The organism is Salinispora fenicalii (assembly GCF_000514815.1).
Taxonomy (GTDB): domain Bacteria; phylum Actinomycetota; class Actinomycetes; order Mycobacteriales; family Micromonosporaceae; genus Micromonospora; species Micromonospora fenicalii.
In genome coordinates, this window is sequence record NZ_AZWQ01000010.1 from 237,819 (window position 1) to 263,877 (window position 26,059).

At 71.5% G+C, this 26,059-nt stretch carries 20 protein-coding genes and 1 pseudogene; 12 read left to right on the plus strand and 9 right to left on the minus strand.

Features of this window, described 5'->3' with window-relative positions; all coding sequences use genetic code 11:
• Nucleotides 1–19: 19 nt before the first annotated feature.
• Nucleotides 20–1,201: a 5-(carboxyamino)imidazole ribonucleotide synthase gene (locus tag B116_RS0104205; protein WP_027659296.1), complete on the plus strand. Its 1,182-nt coding sequence runs from the start codon at nt 20–22 to the stop codon at nt 1,199–1,201.
• Nucleotides 1,198–1,689 (plus strand): 5-(carboxyamino)imidazole ribonucleotide mutase, encoded by a 492-nt coding sequence (gene purE / locus B116_RS0104210; RefSeq protein WP_027659297.1) that lies wholly within the window; start codon nt 1,198–1,200, stop codon nt 1,687–1,689. Before B116_RS0104205 ends, purE begins: the two co-directional genes overlap by 4 nt.
• Before the next feature lie 80 nt (nt 1,690–1,769).
• Here the strand turns inward: purE and B116_RS0104215 are convergent, their stop codons facing one another.
• Both B116_RS0104215 and B116_RS0104220 read right to left on the minus strand, forming a co-directional pair.
• Entirely contained in the window at nt 1,770–6,668 is a 4,899-nt protein-coding gene (locus B116_RS0104215) for an SCO7613 C-terminal domain-containing membrane protein (RefSeq protein ID WP_027659298.1), read from the minus strand.
• 125 nt (nt 6,669–6,793) lie between these two features.
• Complete coding sequence (locus B116_RS0104220) at nt 6,794–8,221, minus strand: UDP-glucose dehydrogenase family protein (RefSeq protein WP_018721117.1); 1,428 nt, start codon at nt 8,219–8,221, stop codon at nt 6,794–6,796.
• Between the two features lie 246 nt (nt 8,222–8,467).
• On the opposite strand from B116_RS0104220, the gene B116_RS0104225 reads away from it, so the two are divergent.
• On the plus strand, nt 8,468–9,631 hold the full coding sequence (locus B116_RS0104225) for an acyl-CoA dehydrogenase family protein (RefSeq protein WP_027659299.1): 1,164 nt from the start codon (nt 8,468–8,470) through the stop codon (nt 9,629–9,631).
• Between the two features lie 77 nt (nt 9,632–9,708).
• Here B116_RS0104225 and B116_RS0104230 read toward each other — a convergent pair whose 3' ends face one another.
• Nucleotides 9,709–10,347: a hypothetical protein gene (locus tag B116_RS0104230; RefSeq protein ID WP_027659300.1), complete on the minus strand. Its 639-nt coding sequence runs from the start codon at nt 10,345–10,347 to the stop codon at nt 9,709–9,711.
• Between the two features lie 56 nt (nt 10,348–10,403).
• Between B116_RS0104230 and B116_RS0104235 the strand changes: the two genes are divergently transcribed.
• Both B116_RS0104235 and B116_RS0104240 read left to right on the plus strand, forming a co-directional pair.
• Complete coding sequence (locus B116_RS0104235; RefSeq protein WP_018721114.1) at nt 10,404–10,922, plus strand: acyl-CoA thioesterase; 519 nt, start codon at nt 10,404–10,406, stop codon at nt 10,920–10,922.
• Between the two features lie 150 nt (nt 10,923–11,072).
• Nucleotides 11,073–13,070: an acetoacetate--CoA ligase gene (locus B116_RS0104240; RefSeq protein ID WP_027659301.1), complete on the plus strand. Its 1,998-nt coding sequence runs from the start codon at nt 11,073–11,075 to the stop codon at nt 13,068–13,070.
• Between the two features lie 18 nt (nt 13,071–13,088).
• On the opposite strand, the gene B116_RS0104245 is transcribed toward B116_RS0104240, so the two are convergent.
• Nucleotides 13,089–13,778 (minus strand): TIGR03089 family protein, encoded by a 690-nt coding sequence (locus B116_RS0104245; protein ID WP_018721112.1) that lies wholly within the window; start codon nt 13,776–13,778, stop codon nt 13,089–13,091.
• A 147-nt stretch (nt 13,779–13,925) separates the two neighbouring features.
• Here B116_RS0104245 and B116_RS0104250 point away from each other — a divergent pair, with 147 nt between their 5' ends.
• The gene (locus B116_RS0104250) at nt 13,926–15,071 is read left to right on the plus strand and encodes a glycosyltransferase family 4 protein (protein ID WP_026321501.1); all 1,146 of its coding nucleotides are present in this window, start codon (nt 13,926–13,928) and stop codon (nt 15,069–15,071) included.
• Nucleotides 15,072–15,126: 55 nt separating this feature from the next.
• Nucleotides 15,127–16,224: a mannose-1-phosphate guanylyltransferase gene (locus tag B116_RS0104255; RefSeq protein ID WP_027659302.1), complete on the plus strand. Its 1,098-nt coding sequence runs from the start codon at nt 15,127–15,129 to the stop codon at nt 16,222–16,224.
• Here the strand turns inward: B116_RS0104255 and B116_RS0104260 are convergent.
• Entirely contained in the window at nt 16,193–16,792 is a 600-nt protein-coding gene (locus B116_RS0104260) for an NUDIX hydrolase (RefSeq protein WP_027659303.1), read from the minus strand. The genes B116_RS0104255 and B116_RS0104260 overlap by 32 nt on opposite strands.
• 63 nt (nt 16,793–16,855) lie before the next feature.
• On the opposite strand from B116_RS0104260, the gene B116_RS0104265 reads away from it, so the two are divergent.
• Complete coding sequence (locus B116_RS0104265; protein WP_026321500.1) at nt 16,856–17,890, plus strand: hypothetical protein; 1,035 nt, start codon at nt 16,856–16,858, stop codon at nt 17,888–17,890.
• Nucleotides 17,891–17,942: 52 nt separating this feature from the next.
• Here B116_RS0104265 and B116_RS0104270 read toward each other — a convergent pair whose 3' ends face one another.
• Together B116_RS0104270 and cofD are read right to left on the minus strand one after the other, a co-directional pair.
• On the minus strand, nt 17,943–19,031 hold the full coding sequence (locus tag B116_RS0104270) for a coenzyme F420-0:L-glutamate ligase (protein WP_027659304.1): 1,089 nt from the start codon (nt 19,029–19,031) through the stop codon (nt 17,943–17,945).
• On the minus strand, nt 19,028–19,975 hold the full coding sequence (cofD, locus tag B116_RS0104275) for a 2-phospho-L-lactate transferase (protein ID WP_027659305.1): 948 nt from the start codon (nt 19,973–19,975) through the stop codon (nt 19,028–19,030). Before cofD ends, B116_RS0104270 begins: the two co-directional genes overlap by 4 nt.
• A gap of 99 nt (nt 19,976–20,074) precedes the next feature.
• On the opposite strand from cofD, the gene B116_RS0104280 reads away from it, so the two are divergent.
• The 3 genes from B116_RS0104280 (at nt 20,075) to B116_RS0104290 (ending at nt 24,603) form a co-directional block, all read left to right on the plus strand.
• Complete coding sequence (locus B116_RS0104280) at nt 20,075–20,974, plus strand: hypothetical protein (protein ID WP_027659306.1); 900 nt, start codon at nt 20,075–20,077, stop codon at nt 20,972–20,974.
• 92 nt (nt 20,975–21,066) lie between these two features.
• On the plus strand, nt 21,067–23,577 hold the full coding sequence (locus tag B116_RS0104285) for a bifunctional FO biosynthesis protein CofGH (RefSeq protein WP_027659307.1): 2,511 nt from the start codon (nt 21,067–21,069) through the stop codon (nt 23,575–23,577).
• A gap of 768 nt (nt 23,578–24,345) precedes the next feature.
• Complete coding sequence (locus B116_RS0104290) at nt 24,346–24,603, plus strand: WhiB family transcriptional regulator (RefSeq protein ID WP_011904858.1); 258 nt, start codon at nt 24,346–24,348, stop codon at nt 24,601–24,603.
• Nucleotides 24,604–24,659: 56 nt separating this feature from the next.
• On the opposite strand, the gene B116_RS0104295 is transcribed toward B116_RS0104290, so the two are convergent.
• Nucleotides 24,660–25,109 carry a metallopeptidase family protein gene (locus tag B116_RS0104295; RefSeq protein ID WP_018721102.1) on the minus strand — a complete coding sequence of 150 codons (450 nt, stop codon included), beginning with the start codon at nt 25,107–25,109 and terminating at the stop codon, nt 24,660–24,662.
• Between the two features lie 151 nt (nt 25,110–25,260).
• Between B116_RS0104295 and B116_RS26205 the strand changes: the two genes are divergently transcribed.
• A complete protein-coding gene (locus B116_RS26205; RefSeq protein ID WP_026321499.1) occupies nt 25,261–25,632 on the plus strand; it encodes a DUF3499 domain-containing protein in 372 nt (123 codons plus the stop codon).
• A 31-nt stretch (nt 25,633–25,663) separates the two neighbouring features.
• On the opposite strand, the pseudogene B116_RS26210 reads toward B116_RS26205, so the two are convergent.
• Nucleotides 25,664–26,027, minus strand: a pseudogene (locus B116_RS26210) (aspartate aminotransferase family protein); the annotation flags it as partial.
• Nucleotides 26,028–26,059: the final 32 nt, after the last annotated feature.

A 26,059-nucleotide genomic window follows, 5' to 3' on the forward strand; every position in this document is an offset into this window, starting at 1 on the left:
CGGATACGCTGACCTGGTTATGGACTCCCACACCGGTTTGCCCGTTGTCGGCATGGTGGGTGGCGGCCAACTGGCCCGGATGACTCATCAGGCCGCGATCGCCCTCGGCCAGTCGCTGCGGGTGCTCGCGCTCGCTCCCGAAGATGGTGCCGCCCTGGTGGCCGCCGACGTGCAGTACGGCGAGCACACCGATCTCGCGGTGCTGCGCACCTTTGCCAAGGGCTGCGACGTGGTCACCTTCGACCACGAGCAGGTTCCCACCGAGCACATCGAGGCCCTCACCAACGAGGGTGTCAAGCTGTTTCCGCCGGCCGAGGCGCTGGTGCACGCCCAGGACAAGCGGGTTATGCGGGAACGCCTCGCGACGCTGGGGCTGCCGAATCCGGCCTGGCGGCCGGTCGAGACCCCGGCCGACCTCGAATCCTTCGGCGACGCCGTGGGCTGGCCGGTGGTGCTCAAGGCGGCCCGGGGTGGTTATGACGGCCGGGGCGTGTGGCTGGTCGCGGACGCCGCTGAGGCGGCCGAACGATCGGCCACGTTGCTGGCCACCGGGATGCGTCTGATCGCGGAGGAGCGGGTGGCGCTGCGCCGGGAGCTGGCCGTGCAGGTGGCCCGTTCCCCGTTCGGGCAGGTCGCCGCGTACCCGGTGGTCGAGACCGTGCAGCGGGACGGGATCTGCGTCGAGGTCCTGGCCCCGGCACCGGAGTTGCCGGAGGCGCTGGCAGTCGGTGCGCAGCAGCTCGCCATCGACCTCGCCACCGAGCTCGGCGTGGTGGGCCTGCTCGCCGTCGAGTTGTTCGAGGTGGACGACCCGGCTGAGGCGACGGGCAGCCGCCTCGTGGTCAACGAGCTGGCGATGCGGCCGCACAACTCCGGGCACTGGACAATCGAGGGGGCCCGGACCTCGCAGTTCGAGCAGCACCTGCGGGCGGTGCTCGACTACCCGATGGGGGACACATCCCTGGCCGCGCCGGTGGTGGTGATGGCGAACGTGCTCGGTGGTGAGCCGGGCGGCATCTCCATCGACGAGCGCCTGCACCACCTCTTCGCCGCCGAGCCGGGTGCGAAGGTGCACCTGTACGGCAAGCAGGTGCGCCCAGGTCGCAAAATCGGCCATGTCACCGTACTCGGCGACAACCTGGACGAGGTACGCATCCGGGCGGCGCGGGCGGCCCGTTGGTTACGGGAGGGGCACGGATGAGCACGGTCGGGCTGATCATGGGCAGCGATTCGGATTGGCCGACCATGCGGGCTGCCGCCGAGACGCTGGATGAGTTCGGGGTCGCGTACGAGGTCGAGGTGGTCTCGGCACACCGGACGCCGGTCCGCATGATCGAGTATGGCCGCGACGCCGCTGACCGCGGCCTAAAGGTGATCATCGCCGGGGCGGGGGGCGCGGCGCACCTGCCGGGCATGGTCGCCTCGGTCACCCCACTGCCGGTGATCGGGGTGCCGGTACCCCTGAAGTATCTGGACGGGATGGATTCACTGCTCTCCATCGTGCAGATGCCCGCCGGCGTACCGGTGGCCACCGTCTCGATCGGCAACGCCCGCAACGCCGGCCTGCTCGCGGTCCGAATCCTCGGCGTCCAGGACCGGGCGCTGCTCGATCGGATGGCGGCGTACCAGTCCGATCTTGAGCAGCTGGTCGCGGAGAAGGACGCGGCCCTGCGCGCCTCGCTGAGCTGAGCCCTGCCGGGGCCGGGGCTGAGCTGAGCCGCGCCACCGCCGGGCTGAGCTGAGCCCTGCCGGGCCGCGCCGCCGCCGGGCTAGCGCATGCCGCGGAGGGCGGTCTGGAGGCGTTCCTGGGCCCGACGGCGCCGCTCGTTGCTGGCCCCAAGGACCAGCAGGAGAAGACCGGCAGGGATCAGCAGCAGCCACGGCCCGAGACTAAACAGCGCGTAGATCGCCGTGATTGCGGTGGCCGTGGCCCCCACAATCACCGGTGCCTGCTGCTGCCGCAGCGAGCCGAAGACCAGCACCGCCACCGCCCCGAGGAGCAGCAGCACCTGACGCAGCATGGTGGTCTCGGTGACCAGCACGATCGCCAGGGTCGGAGCGAAGGCGGTCACCAGGGCCGGTCCATACGCCACCCAGCTGCTGATTTCGGAGCGCCGACGCAGCTCCAGCACGCCGACGAGCAGGGCCAACGCAGCGAACGGCAGGGTGTAGGCCTCAGGCAGGGCCACGTCCGCCACCCACATGAGAATCCACCACGCAGTGACCTCGCAGACCACCACCCCCCAGAAGAGGATCCGCCGCTCGATGTCGCTGCGGCCGGGTCGGGCTGCCGCCACTCCGAGGATGGCGCCCCCGGCGGCGAGCAGGGCCGCGATGTGCCGGGGTGAGTCGTAGGCCAGCGCCAAGGCGATCAGCGCGGCGGCGAAACCGCTCCATTCCACCGTGGCCGCCTCCCACCCCGCCTCCGGACGACGCAGGCGTGGCAGGGTGGCCGCGAAGACCTGGAGGGCCGCCCCGACGGCGAGGACGCCGAACGCCGACCAGCTCGCGCTCAGCCCGGCGACCAGGCCGGTGGTGAGCACGAAGAGCTGCGCCATCAGGGCGGCGAACAGCCAGCCGAGGATGCGGGCGTGCCCGGTGGCACCGAAGAGCGCAGCCACCGTGCCCACGCCCACCGCGCCACCGAGCGTGACCAGGGTCAGGTTCTCTGTGGCCAGGCTGCCGGCCAGCCCCGCGCTGCCGGCGGTGAGGCCGATGCCGAAGACGAGCATCCGGGCCAGCCGGAGCGAGCGGGCTCGCTCCGCCAGGGCGGGCGGCGGAGTGAGCGCCAGCCCAAGCATGGCCAGGGTGAAAACGGTGAGCCCGGCGAGCGTGCTCGCCGGCCAGGCGAGATTCAGCGCCACGGGCGTGATGAGTAGGGTCACCGCCGCGCCCGGCAGGATGACCGGCACCGCCCGACTGCGCCGACCGCCACTGAAACCGGCAGCAGCCAGCGTGGCGGCGGCGGTCAGCAGCAGCGCGGTGAGTACGTGCGTCGGGTCCGCCGCCGCGGGTACGGGCACAAGTAGCTCCGGCGGCGGGCCCTGCCAGGTGCCGCCGAGGGTTCGGTGCGGCTCGACCAGCGCCATGTGCAGCGCCGGCGCGAGCGAGGTCAGGGCCAGCGCCGTGGGCAGGGCCGCCGCGGCGAGCGCCCCGGCAGCCGGGTCTACCCGCCATCGGCGGGTACCCGGCCCCGCGGAGCGGCCCAGAGCACCCCCGAGGGATACCCGCCACCGGCGAGTCGGTGCCGCGAGCCCGACCGGCGGCTCGGTGGCGCCGCGGCTCAGCTCGGCGAGGACCCCGATCAGGGCGGCCGCGGCGGCGTACACCCCGACCTGCAGGCCGGCGAGGATGGCGGCGAGGGCACTCACCGTGGCGCCGCCGACCAGCGCGGCGCTGGCCCAGGGCAGGTACTGCGGAATCCGGCGTCGGGAGGCCAGCACGGCGGCCAGACTGAGGCCAGAGGTGGCCAGGGCGGCAATCAGCACCACCTGCGGTGAGTGTCCGAACTCGGCGGCCAGGGCAGCCACCGCACCGGGTAGGGCGAAGAGCGTGGCCCCGGTCGCGGCACCACCGATCTGCGCCGGGTGGGGCGGCGGCCCCTCGGCGTCCACATCGGTACCCAGTGGCGGGGAGAGGGCACGCGCGAAGGTCGCCACGGCGACACCAATCAGCGCGATGCCGCCGAGGGCCAGTGCCGTTGTCCACGGTCGGACCAGCCCGGCGCCGGCGACATGCAGCGCCAATACGCCGGCCACGACGGCCCGGGAGAACGCGGCTCGGGCCTCCACCGACGCCACTGACGCCAGGCCGTACCCGGCTGCCATCAGCGAACCCACCAGCACCGGCGACCACCAGGGCAGCGCGAACGCGGCTGGTGCACCGATGGCGGCCAGGACCACGGCCGCGCCGGAGACATCGTGCTGCCAGGGCGGTGGCAACAGGACCGCGGCGGCGATCGCCAGCAGTGCCAGCGCGACCGGGGCTTGCCAGGTCGAGCCGCCGATCGGGGCGGCCGGCCACGTGCTTAGGTCGCCGGCCCAGATCGGGCCGGAGGTGAGGAGGACGCCGACGCCCCCGCGGAGCGCCATCCCCCCGGCCAGCAGCCCCACCAGCCCGCCCCCCAGGGCCAGGCCGAGGACTGGACCTCGCCGCCACTGCTGCGGAAGTGCGCGGGCAGCCACAGCCACCACCAGCAGCAGCCCGGCCGCGACCGCTAGCTGCGCGCCCGGCGCAAGGACAGCGGCGATCCGCACCAGGGTGGCGACCAACGCGGCGGTCACCGCGGCGCCGGCCAGGTCGGAGCCGTCCAGGAGAAGATCGGAGCGGCGACGGGCGTCGAAGGAGGGCGCGAAGAAGAGGAGAACTGCGGCGACCATCAGCAGCGCGCCGACCCAGGCGTCCGCGGCGGTGGTGGCGGGCGCCCCGAACGAGGCCGCGGCGACGACCAGGGCGCCCAGGACCGTACCCGTTGCCAGCGGCATCGGGAGATGCCGGTGCGAAATCTGCACGAGGGCGGCGTATCCGAGCGTGACGCAGACCGCGAGGAAGCTCGCCGCCAGCAGCGCGACGGTCACCTCCCGCGGCGCGGTGGAGGAGGCCACCGGACCGGCGGCGACGGCCGCCGCCACCGCGCCGGGAAGGGCGAAGGCCGCCCCGCCCGCGGCCCAGCCGGAGAGGAGGTCCGCTCCAGCGGAGGCGGCCCGGAGCCGGGGTGCCGCCGCCACCAACACGCCCGCCGCAAAGAGGATGAACAGGACGGCGGCGGTCAACGAGGGCCGGGCCAGCCCGGCCCCGGCACCGAAGAGCCCCACCCCGGCGGCGGTTACGGCGTGCGCCCGCGCCGCACGTTCGGTCCGCGCCGACAACCCGGCCACCCCGATCCCGACCGCCGCCACCACCATCGGCCACGGCGCGGCAGCCCAGCCGAGCTCGAACGATGCGGGGACAGCGAGCGCGGTCAGCGCGGCGCCCACCACCGCGAACTCCCGGCGGATACCCGGTGGCAGGGCGACCACGGCAGCGACGGTCAGCAGCAACGCGCTGGCGGCGAGCTGGCTGGCGGTGGGGATGCCCACCGCGGTGAGCTGGGCTGGGTAGCGGTCGAGGTCAGCGGCCCACGCCGGGAGGGCAGCTCGGACCGGGGCCACTCCGGCTCGCAGGGCGCCGGTGGCGACGACGACGCCGCTGATGGTCAACGCGATGGCGGAGGCGAACTGCGGGCCGCGCCGCAGGACAGCCGGCACCGCGCGTACGACCAGCCCGGTGAGCGCGATGACGGCGGTGATCAGAAGTAGTGCCTGGTCGGGTGCCGCCACCCAGGCGAGCCGGCTCGACGCGCCGATCACGGCGAGCGTGAGGAGGCCGGTGCCGATGTCGGGCAGTGGTGCGCGGCGGGTCGCCAGCATCCCCGCGCCGGCCACGGTAGCGGCGAGGAGGAGGGCGGCTCCCGCCCCGACCGTCGCCGGCACGGTGGTCCCCCGCAGCAGCGCGGTGCTGGCGTAGCCGAGGGCAGCCAGTGCGGCGGCGCTGTAGAGGACGAAGATCAATTCACGGAGCCCGGGCACTGGGCGGACGGCGGAGCCGTCCCCACCGAGCACCTCGTCGGTCGCTGCCCTGCTGTCGGTTCGTCGGCCCGGCCCCGAACGCTGGCGCGGGGCGACGGGGGTGTCCCGGGGCCGTTCCGGACCGGCTGGGCTTCCAGCCGTGGTCGGGGGTGCTTCGGGCAGGTCCCGGCGGACCGGTCGGGCCCTGGTGACGGCGGAGCCGGCCAGCGAGAAGTTCAGGATGGCCACGAGGGCCAGCACCGCGGCCCAGCCCGCCGGAGCGCTGATCCGGTCACCGGCGAGCAGCGGCAGGATCGGCTGGAGGGCCAGCACCGTTGCGAATCGTGGTGCGCGGAGTCCGGTCCAGCCGCCGTACGCCAGGGCAATCCCGGCGGTGACCGCGAAGACGGCTCCGGCGAACACCGTCCTGGACGCGCCGCCAACGTTGGCGACGGACCAGAGCGCGTACCCGGCCAGCGGCACCAGGAGGAGGCCGACGGCGGAGATGGTCTCGGCGGTGGAGGTGAGGCCGCGTCGGGCCAGCACCGGCGGGGCGAGCAGCATCAGGACCGTCGCGAGGCAGAGCACGCCCAGCCGGGCGAGGGCGTCCAGGGAGCTGGTGGCGACCGCGGCGAAGACCACCGCGGCGACGCCGAGTAGTAGCGCGCCGAGCCCGAGGGGAATGTTCTGTACCTCGCGGCTGGAGGCCTCCGGCGGATGCTCGGGGTTGTCGGCGTCGAGCCAGACGGCGGTCGGGGGCGGCGGCTCCTTCGGCCCGGACGAGGTGCCCTGCCTGGGTACTCGGGGCGGGGGTCCGGGGGGAGCGGTCGGTGGCCGCCGGTCTGGCCGGCGACGCAGCACGCGCCGGGGGCGGGCGGCCTGTTTGACCTCCTCCTCACCGGCATGCGCGAGGATGTCCCGCTGGAAGAGCGCAGCCTGCATCTTGGCGGCGATCTTCCGCTGTTCGCCGGCGATCTCGGCGTCCCGCGCCTTCATTTCCGCGATCGATCGCTCGATCTCCGCCAGGTGCTCGAGCCGCTGCGGCTGTTGTGCGCCGCAGTGCGGGCAGCGGGCGGCGGGCTTCAACTCCCGGCCGCACGAGGAGCACTGAAAGCTCACCACGACACCCCTCCAGCCGCACTGTGGACCTTACTGTCGCAGCATGCCCAATGCTGGCGTGGATTTCGACAGTTGTCGGCGGGTCCGGGGCGTGGCGCCCTACTCCGTGGAGCGCAGCCGGTGACGGGTCATGGGCGGCCCATGCCGCGGTACTCCCAACCAGCCTGAGTCCACAGTGTGGAGTCGAGGCAGTTGCGGCCGTCAACCACCCGGCGGCCGGCGACCAGGGCGCCGAGCGCGACCGGGTCGGCGTTGCGGAAGTCAGCCCACTCGGTCAGGACACAGATCAGGTCGGCGCCCGCCACCGCCTCGTTGATGCCCGGCTCGTAAGTCAGCTCGGGTGCCACGGCGCGGGCGCGCTCCATCCCCGCTGGGTCGTAGACGTGCACGTCAGCGCCGGCCTTGTGGAGCAGCGATGCCACGGCGAGCGCCGGAGCGTCGCGGACGTCGTCGGTGTTGGGCTTGAAGGTCGCACCAAGCACGCCGATTCGGGTGCCGGAGAGATCGGGGCCGGCCGGGCCGGTGCGTCGGTCGAGGAGGTCGGCGGCGAGTTGGACCACTCGGGTCCGGCGGCGCAGGTTGATCAGGTCGACTTCGTGCAGGAAGCGCAGCGCCTCGCCGGCGCCCAGTTCCTGGGCCCGGGCCTGGAAAGCGCGGATGTCCTTGGGTAGGCAGGCCCCACCGAAGCCGAGGCCGGCCTGGAGGAACCGGTTGCCGATTCGGGGGTCGAAGCCGACCGCCCGGGCCAGGTGGGTGACGTCGCCGCCAGCGGCCTCGCAGACCTCCGCCATGGCGTTGATGAACGAAATCTTGGTCGCCAGGAAAGCATTCGCGGCGACCTTCACCAGCTCCGCGGTGGCGAAGTCGGTGACCACCATCGGCACCTCGCGGTCCTCCGTGGCGGCCAGGTCGAAGACGCCCTTGTGCGCGGCGTAGAGCATCCCGTTGGCCCATTCGCTCTTGACGCCGACCACGATCCGGTTCGGGCGGAGCACGTCGTCAACGGCGAAGCCCTCCTGGAGGAACTCGGGGCTCCAGGCAACTTCAATGCCGAGATCCGCGGGTGTGTGTTTGCTCACCAGCCGCTCGACCCACTCCGCGGTGCCGACCGGCACCGTGGACTTGCCGACGATCAGCGCCCGGCGGGTTAGCTGCTGCGCCAGGCTGGTGACGGCCGCCTCGACGTACGACAGGTCCGCCCCCAGCGCATCGGCCTGCTGCGGGGTGCCGACGCAGATGAAGTGCACGTCCCCGAACTCGGCGACCTCGGCCATGTCGGTGCTGAAACGTAGCCGCCCGGCGGCGAGGTTGCGCTTGAGTAGCTCGTCCAGGCCGGGCTCGTGGATCGGCACCTCACCCGCGTTGAGCATGGCGATCTTGTCGGCGTCCACGTCGAAGCCGAGCACCTCGTAGCCCAGCTCGGCGTAGCAGATCGCGTAGGTCGCGCCGAGATAGCCGGTGCCGAGGAAGGTCACCCGGGGGCGAGGGGCGCCGGAGGGCGGGGTCACCGCCCCGATCGGTGGTACTGGCTGGGTGTTCGGGTACGGGATCGTCACGCCTGTCTTCTCCGCTCGCACTGGCGCCGCTCGTGGCGTCGCTGCCGACCGCGGCGCCTGCCAGGGCACCGAAGGTGGGTTGTTCGGTTGTTGACCATGCACCCGCGCGGGCCGGTCGGTGCGGCACATCTTGGCCTACGCGGCGGTAACATCGCCCGAGCCCGCTTCGCTATCCTCAGTCTGCGCGGTCCGCGGTCAGATGACGCTACAGACTGCGCATGATAGCGGTGAAGAGGAGGGGCCGACATGGCCGCAGAGCAGGCATTCGACGGCTACCGATTGACGGATGAGCAGCAGGCGGTCCGGGAGGCGGTCCGGGAGGTCTGTGCGGCGAAGGTGGCACCGCGCGCCGCGGAGGCGGACGAGACCGGTGAGTTTCCGAAGGCGTCCTTCGACGCGTTGCGAGCGGCTGACTTTCATGCCCCGCACATCCCCGTCGAGTACGGCGGCGCCGGTGCGGACGCCCTCGCCACAGCCATCGTGATCGAGGAGGTGGCGCGGGCCTGTGCCGCCTCCTCGCTGATTCCGGCGGTCAACAAGCTGGGCACCATGCCGCTGATCCTGGCCGGCTCCGCGGAGCTGCGGCGGAAGTACCTGACCCAGGTGGCGGCCGGCGATGCGATGTTCTCGTACTGCCTGTCCGAGCCGGAGGCGGGCAGCGACGCCGCCGCGATGACCACTCGGGCCGTCCGGGAGGGCGATGACTGGGTGCTCAACGGCGTCAAGCGGTGGATCACCAACGCCGGGGTGTCCGAGTTCTACACGGTCTTCGCCGTGACCGACCCGACCGCCCGGAGCCGGGGCATCTCGGCCTTCGTGGTCGAGAAGTCCGACCCGGGGGTGAGTTTCGGCGCACCGGAGAAGAAGCTGGGGATCAAGGGCTCGCCGACCCGTGAGGTCTACCTGGACGGCGTCCGCATCCCCGCCGACCGCATGATCGGTGCGGAGGGCACCGGCTTCGCCACCGCCATGCAGACCCTGGACCACACCCGGGTCACCATCGCCGCGCAGGCGGTGGGCATCGCGCAGGGGGCGCTCGACTACGCCAAGGGGTACGTGCAGGAGCGTCGGCAGTTCGGCAAGCCGGTCTCCGACTTTCAGGGCATCCAGTTCATGCTCGCGGACATGGGCATGAAGCTGGAGGCGGCGCGGCAGCTGACCTACGCCGCGGCGGGCCGGTCCGAGCGGGGGGACGCGGACCTGACCTACTTCGGCGCGGCGGCAAAGTGCTTCGCCTCCGACGCCGCCATGGAGATCACCACTGACGCCGTGCAGCTGCTCGGCGGTTACGGCTACACCCGGGACTACCCGGTCGAGCGAATGATGCGAGACGCGAAGATCACCCAGATTTACGAAGGTACGAACCAGGTGCAGCGCATCGTCATGGCGCGACAGCTGTTGAAGGGCTAACCCCCGGCGGCCCACACCCCCGGCGGGCCGGTTGCCGGCCTGCCGGGAGCAGGCAGGACGTGGGCTCGGTTGGTTGGTCAGCGCGGCCCGGTCGTGGTCGTCTGCCGGTGGTTGCCCCGCGGCGGAGTGGACCAGGGGGTCGCGCCGCCGGTCTGCTGGGGTAGCGCTTCGGTCGGGTCGGACTTCGGGTTGCCCAGGGTGGGGTCGGATTTCGGCTCGCCCAGGACCGGCTCGGTGCTGTCCCGTTCCGGTGCGGGCGGCCAGTCGTCGAGCAGGGTGTCCGACGGCTCCGGGTTCTCCGCCGCCTCTGGTTCCGCCTTGGTCGTGGGCCACCGCCGCCAGCGTTGACCGCTGAAGCCGGCGACCAGCAGCAGGAGACCGATCAGGAAGAGCGTCCCGTTCTCCAGCGGGAGATGCAGCGGTAGCGGGTCGCCGAGGACCGTCCAGTCCGCCGGGATGCGGTCGCGGACAGCGAATGGACTGATGGCCAACCCCAGGTACGGGACGGCGAGCAGCAGCCCGGCGACGATCGGGCCGATCGGCGAGACGCGCAGTGTGCCGAGGAGTCCGAGCAGGACACCGCCGACGAACAGCCAGACCGCGGGCTCAATCAAGTTAGCCGAGTTGAACTGATCGATCTCCACCCAGCGGTTGACGGTGCGCGTCGATCCATCCTGACCGAGAGTGACCAGGATCCACGTGACAGGTGCCACCACAAGACCCGCGAGGAAGCTCCATAGATGTCGCATCCGCGCACCGTACCGTCTCCGATATGACCGAGTACCCCGCTACCACCGCACCGGGTCGACCGACCGCATACTCCCGGGTCACGCTGAGTCGAATCATGACCGCTGTCGATGTGAACCTCTACGGCACCGTGCACGGCGGGGTGCTGATGAAGTTCGTGGACGACGTCGCCGGGGCCGCCGCCGCCCGGCACAGCGGCGGGACGGCGGTGACCGCGGCGATCGACGAGATCGTCTTCTCCGAGGCGGTCCGGGTCGGGGACCTGGTGCACGCCTACGCCCAGGTCAACTGGGCCGGGCAAACCTCGATGGAGGTCGGGGTGCGGGTCACCGCCGAACGGTGGGACTCGGCCGAGGGGGAGCCGGTACGGGTCGCCACCGCGTACCTCGTCTTCGTCGGCGTTGACGTCGGCGGTAGCCCGCGGCCGGTCCCACCGGTATCCCCGGAGACCGTCGCGGACCAGCGACGCTTCCGGGAGGCGGAGATCCGGCGGGCGCACCGACTCGCCCGCCGTCGCGCGATCCAGGCGCACCGGGGCGGCTGAGTCGTCGCCGGTCCGCATCAGTCGAAATCGTCGGCGGGGCAGCGAGGCGCCGGATCGCTCGGGACCGGGTGCGGGCGACGACGCCTCGAGGTAGGGCAAGATGGCGCCACGGCCGTACAGCGTTGTGCCGGGCCGAGGGAGGGTGGAGCGATGGGTGAGGTGCTGTGGACGCCGCCAGCGGACGTGCGTGAGCGGTCCCGGATCGGAACCTACCTGCGTTGGCTGCGTACAAACCGGGGGCTTGACTTCGCCGACTACGACGAACTGTGGCGCTGGTCGGTCACCGACCTGCCCGCCTTCTGGCAGTCGATCTGGGACCACTTCGAGGTCGTGTCGCACGCCCCGGCCACGGCCACGCTCGCCGAGCGGACCATGCCCGGAGCCCGCTGGTTCCCCGGCGCCACCTTGAACTACGCGGAGAACGTGCTGCGGATGCCGGGCCGGGGCGACGCCGACCCGGTGGTGATCGCCCACGGGCAGACCCGGCCACCGGTCACCCTCTCCGCCGCTGAGCTGCGGGAGCAGGTCCGCCGGGTTGCCGCCGGACTACGCCGGCTCGGTGTCGGCGCGGGCGATCGGGTGGCCGCGTACGCGCCGAACATTCCCGAGACGTATGTGCTGTTGTTGGCCACCGCCAGCCTCGGCGCGATCTTCTCCTCCTGCGCGCCCGAGTTCGGTACCCGGAGCGTGACCGACCGCTGGCAGCAGATCGAGCCGAAGGTTATGGTCGCCGTTGACGGCTACCGCTATGGCCAGAAGCCGGTTGACCGGCGAGTCGAGGTGGCCGCGATCCGGGCTGCCCTGCCGTCGCTGTCGCACACCGTCAGCATCGCGTACCTCGATCCGGCCGGTCTTCCGCCGGCGGACACGATCGCCTGGGCCGAGCTCGCCGCGGCCACCGACGAGCCGCTCACCTTCACCCCGGTGCCCTTCGATCACCCGCTCTACGTGCTCTACTCCTCCGGCACGACGGGCCTGCCCAAGCCGATCGTGCACGGCCACGGCGGCATCCTGCTCGAGCACCTGAAGATGCTTGCGCTGCACCACGACCTGGGCCCGGCGGACCGGTTCTTCTGGTTCACCACGACCGGCTGGATGATGTGGAACTTCCTCGTCTCCGGGCCGGCCGTGGGGGCGGCGATCGTGCTCTTCGACGGCGACCCGGGCCATCCCGATCTGGGCACCCTGTGGCGGCTGGCGGAGCGTACCGGCACCACCTACCTCGGCACCTCGGCGCCGTTCCTGCTGGCCTGCCGCAAAGCGGGGCTGGTCCCAACCCAGTTCGCCGACCTGTCCACCCTGCGGGGCGTCGGCTCCACCGGAGCGCCGCTGCCCGCCGAGGGCTTCCACTGGGTCTACCGGAACGTCGGCAGCGCCCTCCAACTCCAGTCGCTCTCCGGCGGAACCGATGTCTGCACCGGCTTCGTCGGTGGAACTCCGCTGCTGCCCGTGCACGCGGGCGAGATCGCCTGCCGGGCGCTCGGGGCGAAGGTGGAGGCCCGCTCCGGTGACGGTACCCCGGTCATCGGTGCGCTGGGTGAGCTGGTGATCACTGAGCCGATGCCGAGCATGCCGGTCGGGTTCTGGGGTGACGCCGACGGCAGCCGGTACCGGGAGGCGTACTTCGACCGCTACCCCGGCGTCTGGCGGCACGGTGACTGGATCACGATCAACTCGCGGGGTGGCTGCGTCATCACCGGCCGCTCGGACGCGACGTTGAACCGGGGTGGGGTCCGGCTCGGCACCGCCGAGTTCTATTCGGTCGTGGAAGGGCTGGACGAGGTCGTTGACTCGCTCGTCGTGCACCTGGAGGACGCCGAGGGCGGTGCTGGTGAGCTGCTTCTGTTCGTGGTGCTCGCCGGAGGCGTGGAGTGGGATGACGAGCTGCGGACGCGGATCTGCCGCGAACTGCGTACGGCCTTGTCGCCCCGGCACGTGCCCGACGAGATCCATCCGGTCGGGGCCGTTCCACGGACCCTGTCGGCGAAGAAGCTGGAGGTACCGGTCAAGAAGATCCTGACCGGTACCCCGGTTGACTCGGCGGCAGCCCGGGGCGCGCTGGCCAACCCGGAGTCGCTGACCGCCTTCGCCGGTCTGGCCCAGCGCCGAGCCACCCACGACGACACCGCCGGCGGGCGAGCCCGATGACTGCCCCGACCAGGGATCTCAGGGCAGGGTGAGGGTGGTCCGTTCGGCGACGGCACGGGCGCCGAGCCGACTGGCGTCGGGGTGCGCGACCAGGACCGTGGAGGCGTTCGCGGTCAGCGGGGCCAGGAGCCAGTCGACCGGGTCCGGGTAGCGGTCAACGTCAATCAGGACCCGCACACCGGGGGTGAGCCCGAGGTCCGCGGCGCGCGCCGCTGCCCGGGCGGCCAGCTCTGCCTGAGCCGGCCCGCCGGGCGCCGGCGCTCCGAAGTGATCGCCGTGCGTCCGTACCTCGGACGCGAAATCGGCGTACCCCGGTGGCACCTCCCGCAGCGGCCGGGCGAACGGGTCCAGCGCGAGCAGGTAGCGGTCCCCGGCGCTGGCGCCCTCCGCCTCGGCCAGCCGGCCGGTGGCGACGAAGAGAACGTCCACATCGTCTGGCGGGTCAGCCACCGTGAGGCCAGCCGACCAGCATCCGAGCAGTACGGCGGCGGTCTGCCAGTGCGGGGGCAGGAGCACCCCGGCGGTATCGCCGGGCGCGAGGCCCACCCCGTCAACCAGCAGGTTGGCGGTCTTGGCCACCCAGTTCGCGCAGGTCGCGCCGGAAAGTTCGGTGCGTTCGCCGGTGGCGTCGTCGTACCAGGTGAGCAGCGGTCGGGTCGGGTCGGGCGCGATCGCGTCGGCGAGGACCCGGGCAAGGTTGTCGGCCATCAGCGCGAACGATACGCTCCCGCCGCCCAGAGCCGGGACGACGACTTGGCTCGGCGCCGGGTCGCAGTCACCGCCCGGGCGGGGGTGCGGCGTAGGCTTACGGCGAAAGTGTTGTACCCCACACCCCCGAGTGCAAGGAGTCGCCCCTTGACCGCCGGCAGCCCGCCCCGTGTGCTCATTGACGCCACGAGTGTTCCCGCCGATCGTGGCGGCGTCGGTAGATACGTTGATGGCCTGCTCGGCGCGCTCGGGAAGGTCTGCGGCACCAGCGTCGACCTGGTCGTGGTAAGCCTTCGGACGGATCTTGAGCGCTATACCCGGATGCTGCCCGGTGCGGAGATCATCCCCGCTCCGGCCGCGGTGGCGCACCGGCCCGCTCGGCTGGCCTGGGAGCAGACTGGCCTGCCGCTGCTCGCCCAGCAGGTCGGCGCCCACGTGTTGCATTCGCCCTTCTACACCTGCCCGTTGCGGGCGGGCTGTCCGGTCACCGTGACCGTGCACGACGCCACCTTCTTCACCGAGCCGGAGCACTACGACAAGTCCCGCCGTACCTTCTTCCGCAGCGCGATCCGGACGTCGCTGCGCCGCGCTGACCGGGTGATCGTGCCCAGCAAAGCCACCCGGGACGAGCTGATTCGGCTGCTGGACGCCGACCCGACCCGGATCGATGTCGCGTACCACGGCGTTGATCACGCCGCGTTCCACGCCCCGAGCGACGAGGAGAAGGCCCGGGTCCGGGCCCGGCTGGGGCTCGGCAGCCAGAGCTACATCGCGTTCCTCGGCGCTAAGGAGCCCCGCAAGAATGTTCCCAACCTGATTCGGGGTTGGGCCCGGGCCGTGGCGGATCGGCACCAGCCGCCAGCCCTGGTGGTCGCCGGGGGGCAGGGGCACGACGACGAGATCGATCGTGCGGTCGCCGAGGTGCCGTCGCATCTGCGCCTGCTCCGCCCCGGCTACCTGCGCTACGCCGACCTGCCGGGCTTCCTCGGTGGGGCTTTGGTCTCCGCCTACCCGTCCTATGGCGAGGGGTTCGGCCTGCCGATCCTGGAGGCGATGGCCTGTGCCGCCCCGGTGCTGACGACGCCCCGGCTCTCCTTGCCCGAGGTGGGCGGCGAGGCGGTCGCGTACACCAGCGAGGCGCCGGATCAGATCGCCGCCGACTTGGTCGCGTTGCTCGACGACGAGCACCGCCGGCTGGCGCTGGCCCAGGCCGGTTTCGACCGGGCCAAGGAGTTCACCTGGCAATCCAGCGCCGAGGTGCACCTCGCAGCTTGGTCGCGGGCCCGGTCGTGAATGGTGCGGTTGTTCGGCTGACCCTGCGGCCTCAGTCGATCGGCTCGGGGAGAATGTGCGGGTGATTTACGCCGTTATCCCGGCGGGTGGCAGCGGCACCAGGCTGTGGCCGCTGTCCCGCGCCGGGCATCCAAAGTTCCTTCACCCGCTCACCGGGTCCGCTGCGTCGCTGTTGCAGGCGACCGTGGAGCGGCTCGGTTCGCTGGCGATGCCGGAGCACACCTTCGTGGTCACCGGCACGGCACACGCCACCGCGGTGGCCCGCCAACTGGCCGGGTTGCCGGAGCAGAACATCCTGGTCGAGCCGTCGCCGCGGGACTCGTGCGCGGCGATCGGACTGGCTGCCGCCGTGATCGCCCGGCAGGAGCCGACCGCGGTGATGGGCTCGTTCGCGGCGGACCATCTGATCGGTGACCCGGCCGGCTGGCGAGACACGGTGCGTCAGGCCGCCCGCGGTGCCGAGCAAGGGCTGTTGATGACGGTGGGGATCACCCCGGCCTGGGCGGAGACCGGCTACGGCTACCTGGAGACCGGCGAGCCGACCGGGGACGGATCGTTGCGGCCGGTGATCGAGTTCAAGGAGAAGCCGGACGCCGACGTGGCGGAGGCGTACCTCCGGTCTGGGCGGCACCTCTGGAACGCCAGCATGTTCGTGTGGCGGGTGGATGTCTTCCTCGCCGAGTTGGCCCGACAGCAGCCGGCGCTGCACGCGGGCGTTCTTGAGATCGCCGCCGCCTGGGGCACCGAAGAACAGGACAAGGTGCTCGGCACGGTCTGGCCGGCGCTGCCGAAGATCTCGGTCGACTACGCGGTGATGGAGGGGGCGGCGACCGCGGGGCGGGTGGCGACGGTCCCCGGCGCCTTCGGCTGGAACGACGTCGGCGATTTCCACACCCTCGGCGAGGTCCTGCCAGCGGACCCGGCCGGCAACATGATCCTGGGCGGGGATGCGAAGCCCAGCGTCCTGCTGCAGGACAGCACGAACCTGGTGGTTGTCCCGCACTCGGGCCGGCTCGTCACGACGGTCGGAGTGCACGACCTGATCGTGGTCGACACCCCGGACGCGTTGCTGGTCTGCCCGCGTGACCGCGCCCAGGACGTGAAGCAACTCGTGGACGAGCTCAAGGAACGGGGTGAAGTGGGGCTCGTCTGAGCGCCGCCAGAGCGGGCGTGATCAGCTGGGTGGTCCCGCCGGCCAACGGAGTCGGAAGCTGGCTCGGTGGGAACCAGCCCAGCTTCTCCGACTCCTCGCTGACCTGGACCTGTGCGCCGGGCGGGGCGAGGACAGCGAAGCGTACGTCGTGGTGAAATGAGCCGCCCTGGCAGGTGACTGGGTGAATGTCCACGTCGATCGGCACCGGATCGATCCGCAGGCCGGTCACGCCGGACTCCTCGGTCGCCTCCCGCAGCGCCGCCGCGACTAGCGTCGAATCGACGGGCTCGCAGTGCCCGCCGAGCTGCACCCACTGGCGGAACTTGCCGTGCAGGCAGAGCAGCACCCGGGAACCGGTGGCGTCGAACACCAGCGCGCTGGCGGTGACGTGGCCGGCCCGGTGCGTCCGGCTCATCGCTTCCGGCCCGGCAGCGAGGAGGTCCAGCGTCCGGTCCCGGGCTTCGGCGGCGGCCACCGAGGTGGGTGTCCAGCCGCGCAGCACGGCGAGAGCGTCGGCGTGCAGGGCGGGACTGGGCGGCGAGTCGACCTGGAGATCGGGCGTTGACAAGGGCCCTCCTAACAAACGGGTGCGCCCGCAACCCTACGTGTGCGGTGTTCGTAGGCTTGGCTGGTGACTTTGCGACTCCTGGAATTCGTGGTGGGCGACAACGAGGCCAGTGATCTGCTCCCGGTGCGTTCGCCGGCGCTGCTGCGCGCCCACGGTGCCCGGCGTGGGTTCTGGACGGTGCTCGACGAGGGCCCGGTCGAGCAGTGCCTCGCACTGCTCCTGGAGCTTGCCGACGGCACCTGGACGGCCCTGCATGTAAGCGCCGACGCCGGAGCCGAGAACGGCCGTACCGAGGACGGTGAGGCGTTGGCCCACCACGACGGCTGGGTGTATGTCTTCGGGTCGCACTTCGGGTCGAAGGCCGGCCCGCTGCGTCCGCGGCGGGCGTTTGTGGCCCGGTTCCGCGAGCGGGACGCGGCCCGTGGTCCGCTGCCGGTGCAGGTGGTACGCAACCGGTTCCGGCTCCACCGCGCGGTGAATGACGCCCTACTCAAGGCCCCGTTCACGCCGCTGCCGCCCGGAGATCAGGTTCGCTCCCGGTTCATCGGCGCCACCGTGGCGCGGGGGACCGCCCGGTCCAAGGGCTGGGTCGAGCGGTTGGCCGCCGACGACCTGCCGCTGAATGTGGAGGGGGTCGCCTTTACCCCGGCCGGCACGGCGCTGCTCGGGCTTCGGTTCCCGGTCACCGCCGAGGGTGACCCGATTCTGGTCGAGTTGGCCGGCGTGCCCCAGATGTTCGAGCCCAGTCCGACCTGGCCGGAGGCGCTGGGCGCGTACGTGCTGACCGGGGTGACCCCACCCGGCGCGTTGTCCGGTTTTCGGGCGGTCGTGCCCGCCGCGGACGGCGGCTACGCGGCGGTGATCGGTTCGATCGACGCGCTCGGGAAGGGCTCGGTGCTGCTGGCCGACCACCCGGCAGGTGGGGAGGTGACCTCCCGGCACGTCCGCTTCCGACTCCCGGACCAGGGACACCGGATCGCCGGTGAACTGGTCGCCGACCTCGCGCCGTTCCACCACGTCGAAGGGCTTGCCGAGCTCGACGGGAGCCGGTTCTACGTCACCGACGAGGACCACCGGGTCGCGCTCTGGGTGGGTTGACCCTGGCTCGGTCGCGGGGCAGCCGCCCCGCGACCGGTGCCACCGCCACCCCCTAGAGCGCCAGGGCCGCGGTGGCGGAGGTGCCGGGCGGGGGCGGCAGCAGGGTTGAGGGCAGGCCCTCGGCGGCTAGGGCGGCGCGCAGGCGGTGTACGTCGGCGCCGAACCGGACCAGCCCGAACGGGTCCACCGGGGTCGGTGGGGCGGCGAGTAGCAGGGTGTTCGCCGCGGCTGGCCAGCCCGGTACCGCGCCGGCTAACTGGTCGTAGGTGGCCCGGTCGGTGACGTGGGTGAAGACTGTGCCGGGGGCTACCGTCGCACCCACGACGGCGATCGCCCGGTCGATCACCCCCGGGTCGGGCGCCGTCGCGCCGGTGCCGTTCGGCAGGGCGGCGGCCTCGGCCAGCCCGGCCGCCCGCGCCTCGGCGGTGCCGAGTGAGAACAGGTCCAACGACGAGTCCCGGATCAGGACCCTGGCCCCGAGTTCGTCGTCGGCCGGCGGGGCGGCCGGGTAGCCGCGTATGACCGCGACCGGCACCTGGTCACATTTGCCCTTGACCAGTTCGCCGGCGCCGGCCAGTTCGTCAACCACCGCCATCTGGGTGAGTTCCAACTCGTTGCCGTACGGGTCGACCTCACCCCGGTGGTCGTGGACGGCGTTGAGGCCGGCGACGCCGAGTGCGACATCGGTGAGCCCGTTGCGCCACGGTCGCCCCATGGTGTCGCTGATGATGACCGGCAGATCCAGGCCGTACCGCTGTCGTAGCGCGGTGCGCAACGCCCGGGCGGAGGCGTCTGGGTCAACTGGGAGCAGCACCAGTCGGGTCTTGTCGACGTTGGAGGCGTCGATTCCCGCGGCGGCCATCACGAAACCGTGGTGGGTCTGGACGATCCGGGTTGCGCCGCGGGCGGCGACCACCCGCGCGGTCTCCGTCGCCAGCACCTCTGCGCGGGCCGCGAGCCGCTCCGGTCCGTCGGCCGGGACGTCTACCAGCCGTCCCTCCGCCTTCGAGACAACTTTGCTCGTCACCACCAGGATGTCACCGTCGCACAGCCATGGCGCCGCGGCGACAATCATGGCGGCTAGGTCGTCGCCTTCGGACACGTGGCCGATGCCGTGCACCGGCATGATCTCCAGGTTCACATCAACCCCACCGCGGCCCGGACCATCGCTGTGGTCGCCGCTTCGTCCGTCATCCGCAACGGCGCCGCGTGGACCGTCACCTCCGGTACCACGGTCGCCGCATCCTCCTCGGCCACCAGCCAGCCGTCGAGCAGGCCGCCACTGCTCCGTCCACCATAGAGACCGCCCACTCCGGCAGCGCTGCATTCGATGCCGAGTACGGCCAGGCACCGGTCGGCCATCCCGCGTACCGGCGCGGTGCCGATGATCGGGGACACTCCGATCACCGGGGCGGGACCCGTCGCGACCGCGTCCCGCATCCCGGGCACGGCCAGGATCGGGGCGATGCTCACCACCGGATTACTCGGTGCGATCAGCACCAGGTCCGCCGCGGCGATCGCCTCGGTCACTCCCGGCGCCGGCTTCGCGTCCTCCGCGCCGACGAAGACGAACCGGTGCGTGGGAAGCTCGGCCCGGTACCGTACCCACCACTCCTGGAAGTGGATCGCCCGCTGGCCGCCGTCGAGGTCAACTACCGCGTGGGTCTCCAGGCGGTCATCGGTCGCCGGCAGCAGGCGTACGCCGGGCTCCCAGCGGGTGGCCAGCGCAGCGGTGACCTGGTGCAGTGGGTAGCCGGCGGTGATCTTGGTGGTGCGGACCAGGTGGGTGGCGAGATCTCGGTCGCCCAGCCCGAACCAGGCCGGCTCTGCCCCGTAGGCGGCCAGCTCCTCCCGCACCGTCCAACTCTCCGCGACGCGTCCCCAACCACGTTCCGGGTCGGCGCCCCCACCCAGCGTGTACAGGACGCTGTCCAGGTCCGGGCAGACCTTCAGTCCGTGTAGATACAGGTCGTCGCCCACGTTGACCACGGCGGTCACCTCGGCGCCGATCGCGCGGGCGTAAGCCCGCACCCCGAGCAGGAATCGGGCGCCGCCGACTCCTCCGGTCAGAACCACGATGCGCATGTCGTCCATCCTCGCCTACCCGCCGCCTCCGGGCTCTGGGCCACCCGGGAGACTAGGCTCACGTCGGCAGTTGTCCGATTCCATGCGAAGGGGGATACCGTGACCAGCCCCGTCGAACCGACGTCTACTGAGTCGACGCCGGCCCGTCAACTGACCCGGCCGTTGCGTGAACCGGCGGCGTTCGCGCTTCTCGCCGCGAATGCCCTCCTCCTCTTTGTCGGTCTGCTTCGGCTCCTGACCTCGGGTACCTCTGCCGCCGTGTTTACCGGCATCGAGGCGGTCGTCCTACCGCTGCTGGCGGTCCTGCTCGCCACCCACCTGCACCCGGTGCTTCCCCGGGCGAAGCTGATCACTCAGGTGGCGTTGGGTCAGTACACCTTCAGCGCGTTCTTCGGCGCGTTGACTCTCTTGATCTGGTCCGTTGACCGGCTGGTCTCCGCTGAGCTGCTCGAGGCTTTCCTCGGGTTCCTGAGCCAGCTGGCCGGGCTGGGGCTGCTGCTGCTGGCCGGGTTCCCGGTGTATCGGATCTGGCGCCGGCTCTACTACGTGCCGAAGCCCAAACCCCAGCCCGGGGTCTACGGTGCTCCCCAGCCGGGCTGGCCGGCTCCGCCCCCCGGTGGGCAGCCGGGCGGCCAGCCCGGTTGGCCTGCCCCCGGGTCCGGCGGTTGGCCTGGCCCTAACCAGGGTGCTGGTTGGCCCGACCCCAGCCAGGGTGCTGGTTGGCCCGGCTCCAGCCAGGGTGCTGGTTGGCCCGTTCCGCCTCAGCCTGGTGCCGTCTATGGCCAGTCCGCTGAGCCACCCGCCGGGGCGTCCCCGTCGTCCTCCCCGCCGGCCCCGCCGTCTCCGCCGTCTCCGCTGTCCCCGCCGGCCACGCCGTTCGGGCAGCCGCCCTCGGCTGAGCCGACCCAGGCGATTCCCCGCCAGTCGGTTGAGCCCCCGGCGCCGTCGCACGACGAGGACCGCACCCGGCGCATCAACCCGTCCGACAGCCCCGACTGACCACGTCCGTCTCCGGCCCGCCCGATGGCCCAGCCCACGAAGTGATCAAGCCGGCAGGGCGCGGAGGCGGGTGGAGCGCCTACGCTGAGCGGATGGTTGATCGCACGGAGCCGGTCCCCACCGAGGCGAGTGTCCGGCGGGCGTTGCGTCGAGCGGCGTCCGGGCGGGCGCTGGACGCCGACGAGGCGACGGCGCTGCTGAGCGCTCGAGGTGCCGCGCTGGACGAGTTGTTTCGAGTCGCCGGTGCGATCCGGGACGCGGGGCTGCGCGCGGCCGGGCGGCCGGGCGTGGTGACGTACTCGAAGAAGGTGTTCATCCCGCTCACCCGACTCTGCCGGGACCGGTGTCACTACTGCACTTTCGCCACGGTGCCGCACCGGCTGCCGGCGGCGTTCCTCGACCGCGACGAGGTGCTGGCGATCGCCCGGCAGGGCGCGGAGCTCGGCTGCAAGGAGGCGTTGTTCACGCTCGGCGACCGGCCGGAAGAGCGCTGGCCGGCGGCTCGCCAGTGGTTGGACGAGCGTGGGTACGACTCGACCCTGGACTACCTGCGCTCCTGCGCGGTGGCCGTGCTGGAGGAGACGGGCCTGCTGCCACACCTCAACCCCGGGGTACTCAGCTGGTCTGAACTGCAGCGACTCAAACCGGTCGCGCCGAGCATGGGCATGATGTTGGAGACCACCGCCACCCGACTGTGGTCATCCCCGAAAGGCCCGCACTATGGCTCGCCGGACAAGGAGCCGGCCGTACGGCTGCGGGTGCTCGAGGACGCGGGGCGGGTGAATGTGCCCTTCACCACCGGCATCCTCATCGGGATCGGGGAGACCCCGGCCGAGCGGGTCGATGCGCTCTTCGCGATCCGCCGGTCACACCGGGAGTACGGCCACCTTCAGGAGGTGATCGTGCAGAACTTTCGGGCCAAGCCAGACACAGCGATGCGCGGGATGCCGGATGCGGAGCTGCACGATCTCGCCGCCACCGTGGCGGTGGCCCGGGTGCTGCTCGGCCCTCAGGCTCGCCTCCAGGCACCACCGAACCTCATCGCGGGCGAGTACGATCTGCTGCTGCGCGCCGGCATCGACGACTGGGGTGGCGTCTCGCCGTTGACCCCGGACCATGTCAATCCGGAGCGACCCTGGCCGCAGCTTGACGAGCTGTCCCGTCGCACCGAGCAGGCCGGGTTCGCACTGCGGGAGCGGTTGACGATCTACCCGGAGTACGTCCGCGCCGGTGACCCGTGGCTCGACCCGCGCCTACTGCCGCACGTGGCGGCCCTGGCGGATCCGGCGACCGGGCTGGCGGTGCCCACCGTCCGCCCGACGGGGCATCCGTGGCAGGAGCCGGACGAGACCTACGGTGGGCGGGTCGACCTGCACACCACCATCGACACCACCGGCCGTACCACCGATCGGCGGGGGGACTTCGACCAGGTCTACGGCGATTGGTCGATGGTGGCCGATCGGGTGGGCGCCGGAGCGACCGCCGGAGTCGGCGACCACGACCTACGGGCCGGTCTGCGCCTCGCCGCGGACGATCCGGCGTCGCTGCTGGAGCCCGGACACACCGCTGCCGCGCTGGCGCTCTTCGCTGCGGATGGCCCGGCCTTGGATGAGCTGTGTCGGATCGCCGACGATGTTCGCCGCGACGCGGTCGGTGACGAGGTCACCTACGTGGTCAACCGCAACATTAACTTCACCAATGTCTGCTATGTGGGCTGCCGTTTCTGCGCTTTCGCGCAGCGCGAGCGGGATGCCGACGCGTACCGCCTCTCGGTTGACCAGATCGCGGACCGGGCCGAGCAGGCGTGGCGGGCCGGGGCCAGTGAGGTGTGCCTCCAGGGAGGTATCGACCCGAGGCTGCCGGTGACGGCCTACGCCGACCTGGTGCGGGCGATCAAGACCCGGGTGCCGGGGTTGCATGTGCACGCGTTCTCCCCGATGGAGGTCGTTACCGCGGCCGGCAAGGCGGGCGTGTCCATCCGGGAGTGGCTGACCGAGCTACGGGAGGCCGGGCTGGACACCATCCCGGGCACCGCCGCCGAGATCCTCGACGACGAGGTGCGCTGGGTCCTCACCAAGGGCAAGCTACCGACGGCCGCCTGGGTCGAGGTGGTCACCACCGCGCACGAGCTGGGGATTCGGTCCAGCTCCACGATGATGTACGGACACGTTGACCATCCCGCGCAGTGGCTTACCCACTTCCGGGTGTTGGCCAACACACAAGACCGTACGGGCGGCTTCACCGAGTTTGTCGCGCTGCCGTTCGTGCACACCAACGCCCCGATCTATCTGGCCGGGATCGCCCGTCCGGGGCCTACCTGGCGGGAGAATCGGGTGGTGCACGCGATGTCCCGGCTGCTGCTGCACGACCGGATCCGTAACATCCAGTGCTCGTGGGTGAAGCTGGGGGACGAGGGGAGCGCCGAACTGCTCCGCGGCGGCTGCAACGATCTGGGCGGCACCCTGATGGAGGAGACCATCTCCCGGATGGCGGGCTCCGGCAACGGGTCGGCTCGGACCGAGGAACAGTTGGTCGCGATCGCGGCAGCGGCCGGGCGGCCAGCGAGCAGGCGAACAACCGCGTATGGGCACCGGGCCGGGTAGCGCCTGACCTACACCGCTTGCGGGACCCGGACCTACGCCGCCTTCCGGACCCGGATCTGTGCCGCTTTCCGGACCCCTGGGTTGGGCCGGTGGCCGGTGGGGGGTGGTTCCCTGCCACGGGAGTGGTCCCCTGGCGTGTGGGGTGGTCTGCGGCAATTGGGCAGTCCACCGCGGCAGCCCACCCGGCGGCGGCCAGCCTGGCCCCTCGGTCGGTCGCTGTACCGATTGGTGGGATTTTCGGGTCGGATGAGCTCGAAGCCCGTCCATGGTGGATGGACTTCCAATACCTCCTGCCTGGCTGAGGCGATAGCCGACTTGCTGTCTTTCGTACCTATCGCCTGTCGCGCAGATCGTCCACTATGTGGACTGGGGTTGCGTCTTTTGGGTCACCCTGGGCGATGGGTGTTGTGGCGGCGGGATAGCCTGTGCACCGCCAAGATCACGATCTGGTTCGACGGGTTGGCGTGTCCGGTGTTCGGTGCCGCGCCACGGAGAAAACTCCGGCAACTCGCCGGGGCGGGCGTTACCCGGCAGGGGTCTGAATCGGTAGGGCAGGTTGCGAGGCCGGGAGGCCGGATGGGCCGGACCGGGTGAGGTTTGGAGGGCAACCCCATTATCAAGATTGGCTTGACGGCGCACGTACGACACGCGTGTAATTTGACTGGGGTTGTTCGCGAAACGCTACATATCGGTATCGGACGGACAACACGCCTTTCGCGTGGGGGGTTGCAGCGGCGATGACGCCGGTGCGCGACAAGGAGGCATCGAATGGACGGCCAGCTCGAGGCGGCCGACCTGCTCGGAAACGCGCCGGAGTGGCAGGAGCGGGCGCTCTGCTCGCAAACCGACCCGGAGGCGTTCTTCCCCGAGAAGGGCGGCTCAACCCGTGAGGCGAAGCGGATCTGCTCACGCTGCGAGGTCAAGACCGAGTGCCTTGAGTACGCGCTCGGTCACGACGAGCGGTTCGGCATCTGGGGCGGTCTCTCCGAGCGGGAGCGCCGCAGGCTCAAGCGGCGTGCCGCCTGACATCAGGTTGGATCCGGGGTGGTGGGGGCTGCCCCGGACCGCTGCCCCGGACCGGCTCAGGCCAACTCATCCGGGTCCGCTCCGAGTAGGTTCGCCACCTGTTCGATGATGACGTCGTGGACGAGGTCGGCGAGGTCCTCACGGTCCATCGCCCGGAACTCCAGCGGCCGGCGGTAGAGGACGATCCGTGGCGGCATCTCCTGGCGGCCCGGTCGCCCGGGCAGCAGGCGGGCGAGGGGCACTGCGCCATCCTCGAGAACGTCAGAGTCGTAGACATTCAGCTCCGGCGGCACATCCTCCACCGCGAACTCGACCCCGGCCAACTCCTTGGCGAACCGCCGCTCAAGTGTTTCGACCGTGTCCAGCACCAGTCCGTCGAAGACCTCGGCCTTCGTTCGAGCCAGGGGCACCGTGGCCGGCACCAGGCGGCCGCGCAGGCCACGGCCATGACGGTCGCGGCGCGTGCGCCGGCCGGTGCCGGGGCGGCGGTGTTCCGGGCTTCCCATGGGCCCAGGGTAGTCCCCGACCGGTGTTGTCCCGCGACAGCCGGGGCGCGCTGGCGCGCCGGATCCGAACGGCTGAATTGTGATCACCAAGACGGGCGTGTCGGGTCGCGAACCGGTGCGCCGAAGCCGGTAATGGAGATACCCTGCCGCGGTGAGGTCATCACGGCGCTGTACCCGAAACGGCTGTCCCCGGCAAGCAGTCGCCACATTGACCTATGTCTACAACGAGTCGACCGCCGTGGTGGGGCCGCTGGCTGCTTTTGCCGAGCCGCACACGTACGACCTCTGTGAGCCGCATGCGCGCAGTCTGACCGCGCCCCGAGGCTGGGAAGTCGTCCGGCACGAGGGGGAGTTCGAGCCGCCGCCGCCCACGACCGACGACCTGGTCGCTCTCGCCGAGGCGGTCCGCGAGGCAGCCCGCCCGGTAGCCCCTCGGCCCCCGGAGGGTAGCCCCGACTCAGCGCCCTCGACGTCGTCCACCGGGCGTCGCGGCCACCTCCGCGTAATCCCCCCCAGTCACTGACCGCCGCCGCGGTCGTCCCCCGGTACGGCTGCAGCCGGGACCAGGCTTCGGTGAAGACGACTCGCAGGATCTGTTCCATCTCGTCGAACTGCTCAGGCCCGGCAATCAACGGTGGTGCGAGCTGCACCACCGGGTCACCCCGGTCGTCGGCTCGGCAGTAGAGGTCGGAGCGGAAGAGCGCGGGGGAGAGGAAGTTCGCGCAGCAGCCGCTCGGAGTCCGCCTCGTCGAAGGTCTCCTTGGTCGCCTTGTCCTTGACCAGTTCGATGCCGTAGAAGTATCCGTCGCCCCGAACATCGCCGACGATCGGCAACTCGTGCACCCGTTCCAGGGTGGCCCGGGCTTCTTGCCGAGCAAGGATCCGGGCCGCTGTCGAAATCTGCGTCCCGCCATTCGTCGGAAGGTTGTCGGACCAGAATCAGCAGCTGG

What these genes read in the sequence shown, in the direction of transcription:
- B116_RS0104235 (WP_018721114.1), top strand. Translation starts at nt 10,404, where the DNA reads ATGACCGAGTACCCCGCTACCACCGCACCGGGTCGACCGACCGCATAC.
- B116_RS0104295 (WP_018721102.1), bottom strand. Translation starts at nt 25,109, where the DNA reads ATGGGAAGCCCGGAACACCGCCGCCCCGGCACCGGCCGGCGCACGCGC.
- cofD (WP_027659305.1), bottom strand. Translation starts at nt 19,975, where the DNA reads ATGCGCATCGTGGTTCTGACCGGAGGAGTCGGCGGCGCCCGATTCCTG.
- B116_RS0104225 (WP_027659299.1), top strand. Translation starts at nt 8,468, where the DNA reads ATGGCCGCAGAGCAGGCATTCGACGGCTACCGATTGACGGATGAGCAG.
- purE (WP_027659297.1), top strand. Translation starts at nt 1,198, where the DNA reads ATGAGCACGGTCGGGCTGATCATGGGCAGCGATTCGGATTGGCCGACC.
- B116_RS0104285 (WP_027659307.1), top strand. Translation starts at nt 21,067, where the DNA reads ATGGTTGATCGCACGGAGCCGGTCCCCACCGAGGCGAGTGTCCGGCGG.
- B116_RS0104205 (WP_027659296.1), top strand. Translation starts at nt 20, where the DNA reads ATGGACTCCCACACCGGTTTGCCCGTTGTCGGCATGGTGGGTGGCGGC.
- B116_RS0104240 (WP_027659301.1), top strand. Translation starts at nt 11,073, where the DNA reads ATGGGTGAGGTGCTGTGGACGCCGCCAGCGGACGTGCGTGAGCGGTCC.
- B116_RS0104290 (WP_011904858.1), top strand. Translation starts at nt 24,346, where the DNA reads ATGGACGGCCAGCTCGAGGCGGCCGACCTGCTCGGAAACGCGCCGGAG.
- B116_RS0104245 (WP_018721112.1), bottom strand. Translation starts at nt 13,778, where the DNA reads ATGGCCGACAACCTTGCCCGGGTCCTCGCCGACGCGATCGCGCCCGAC.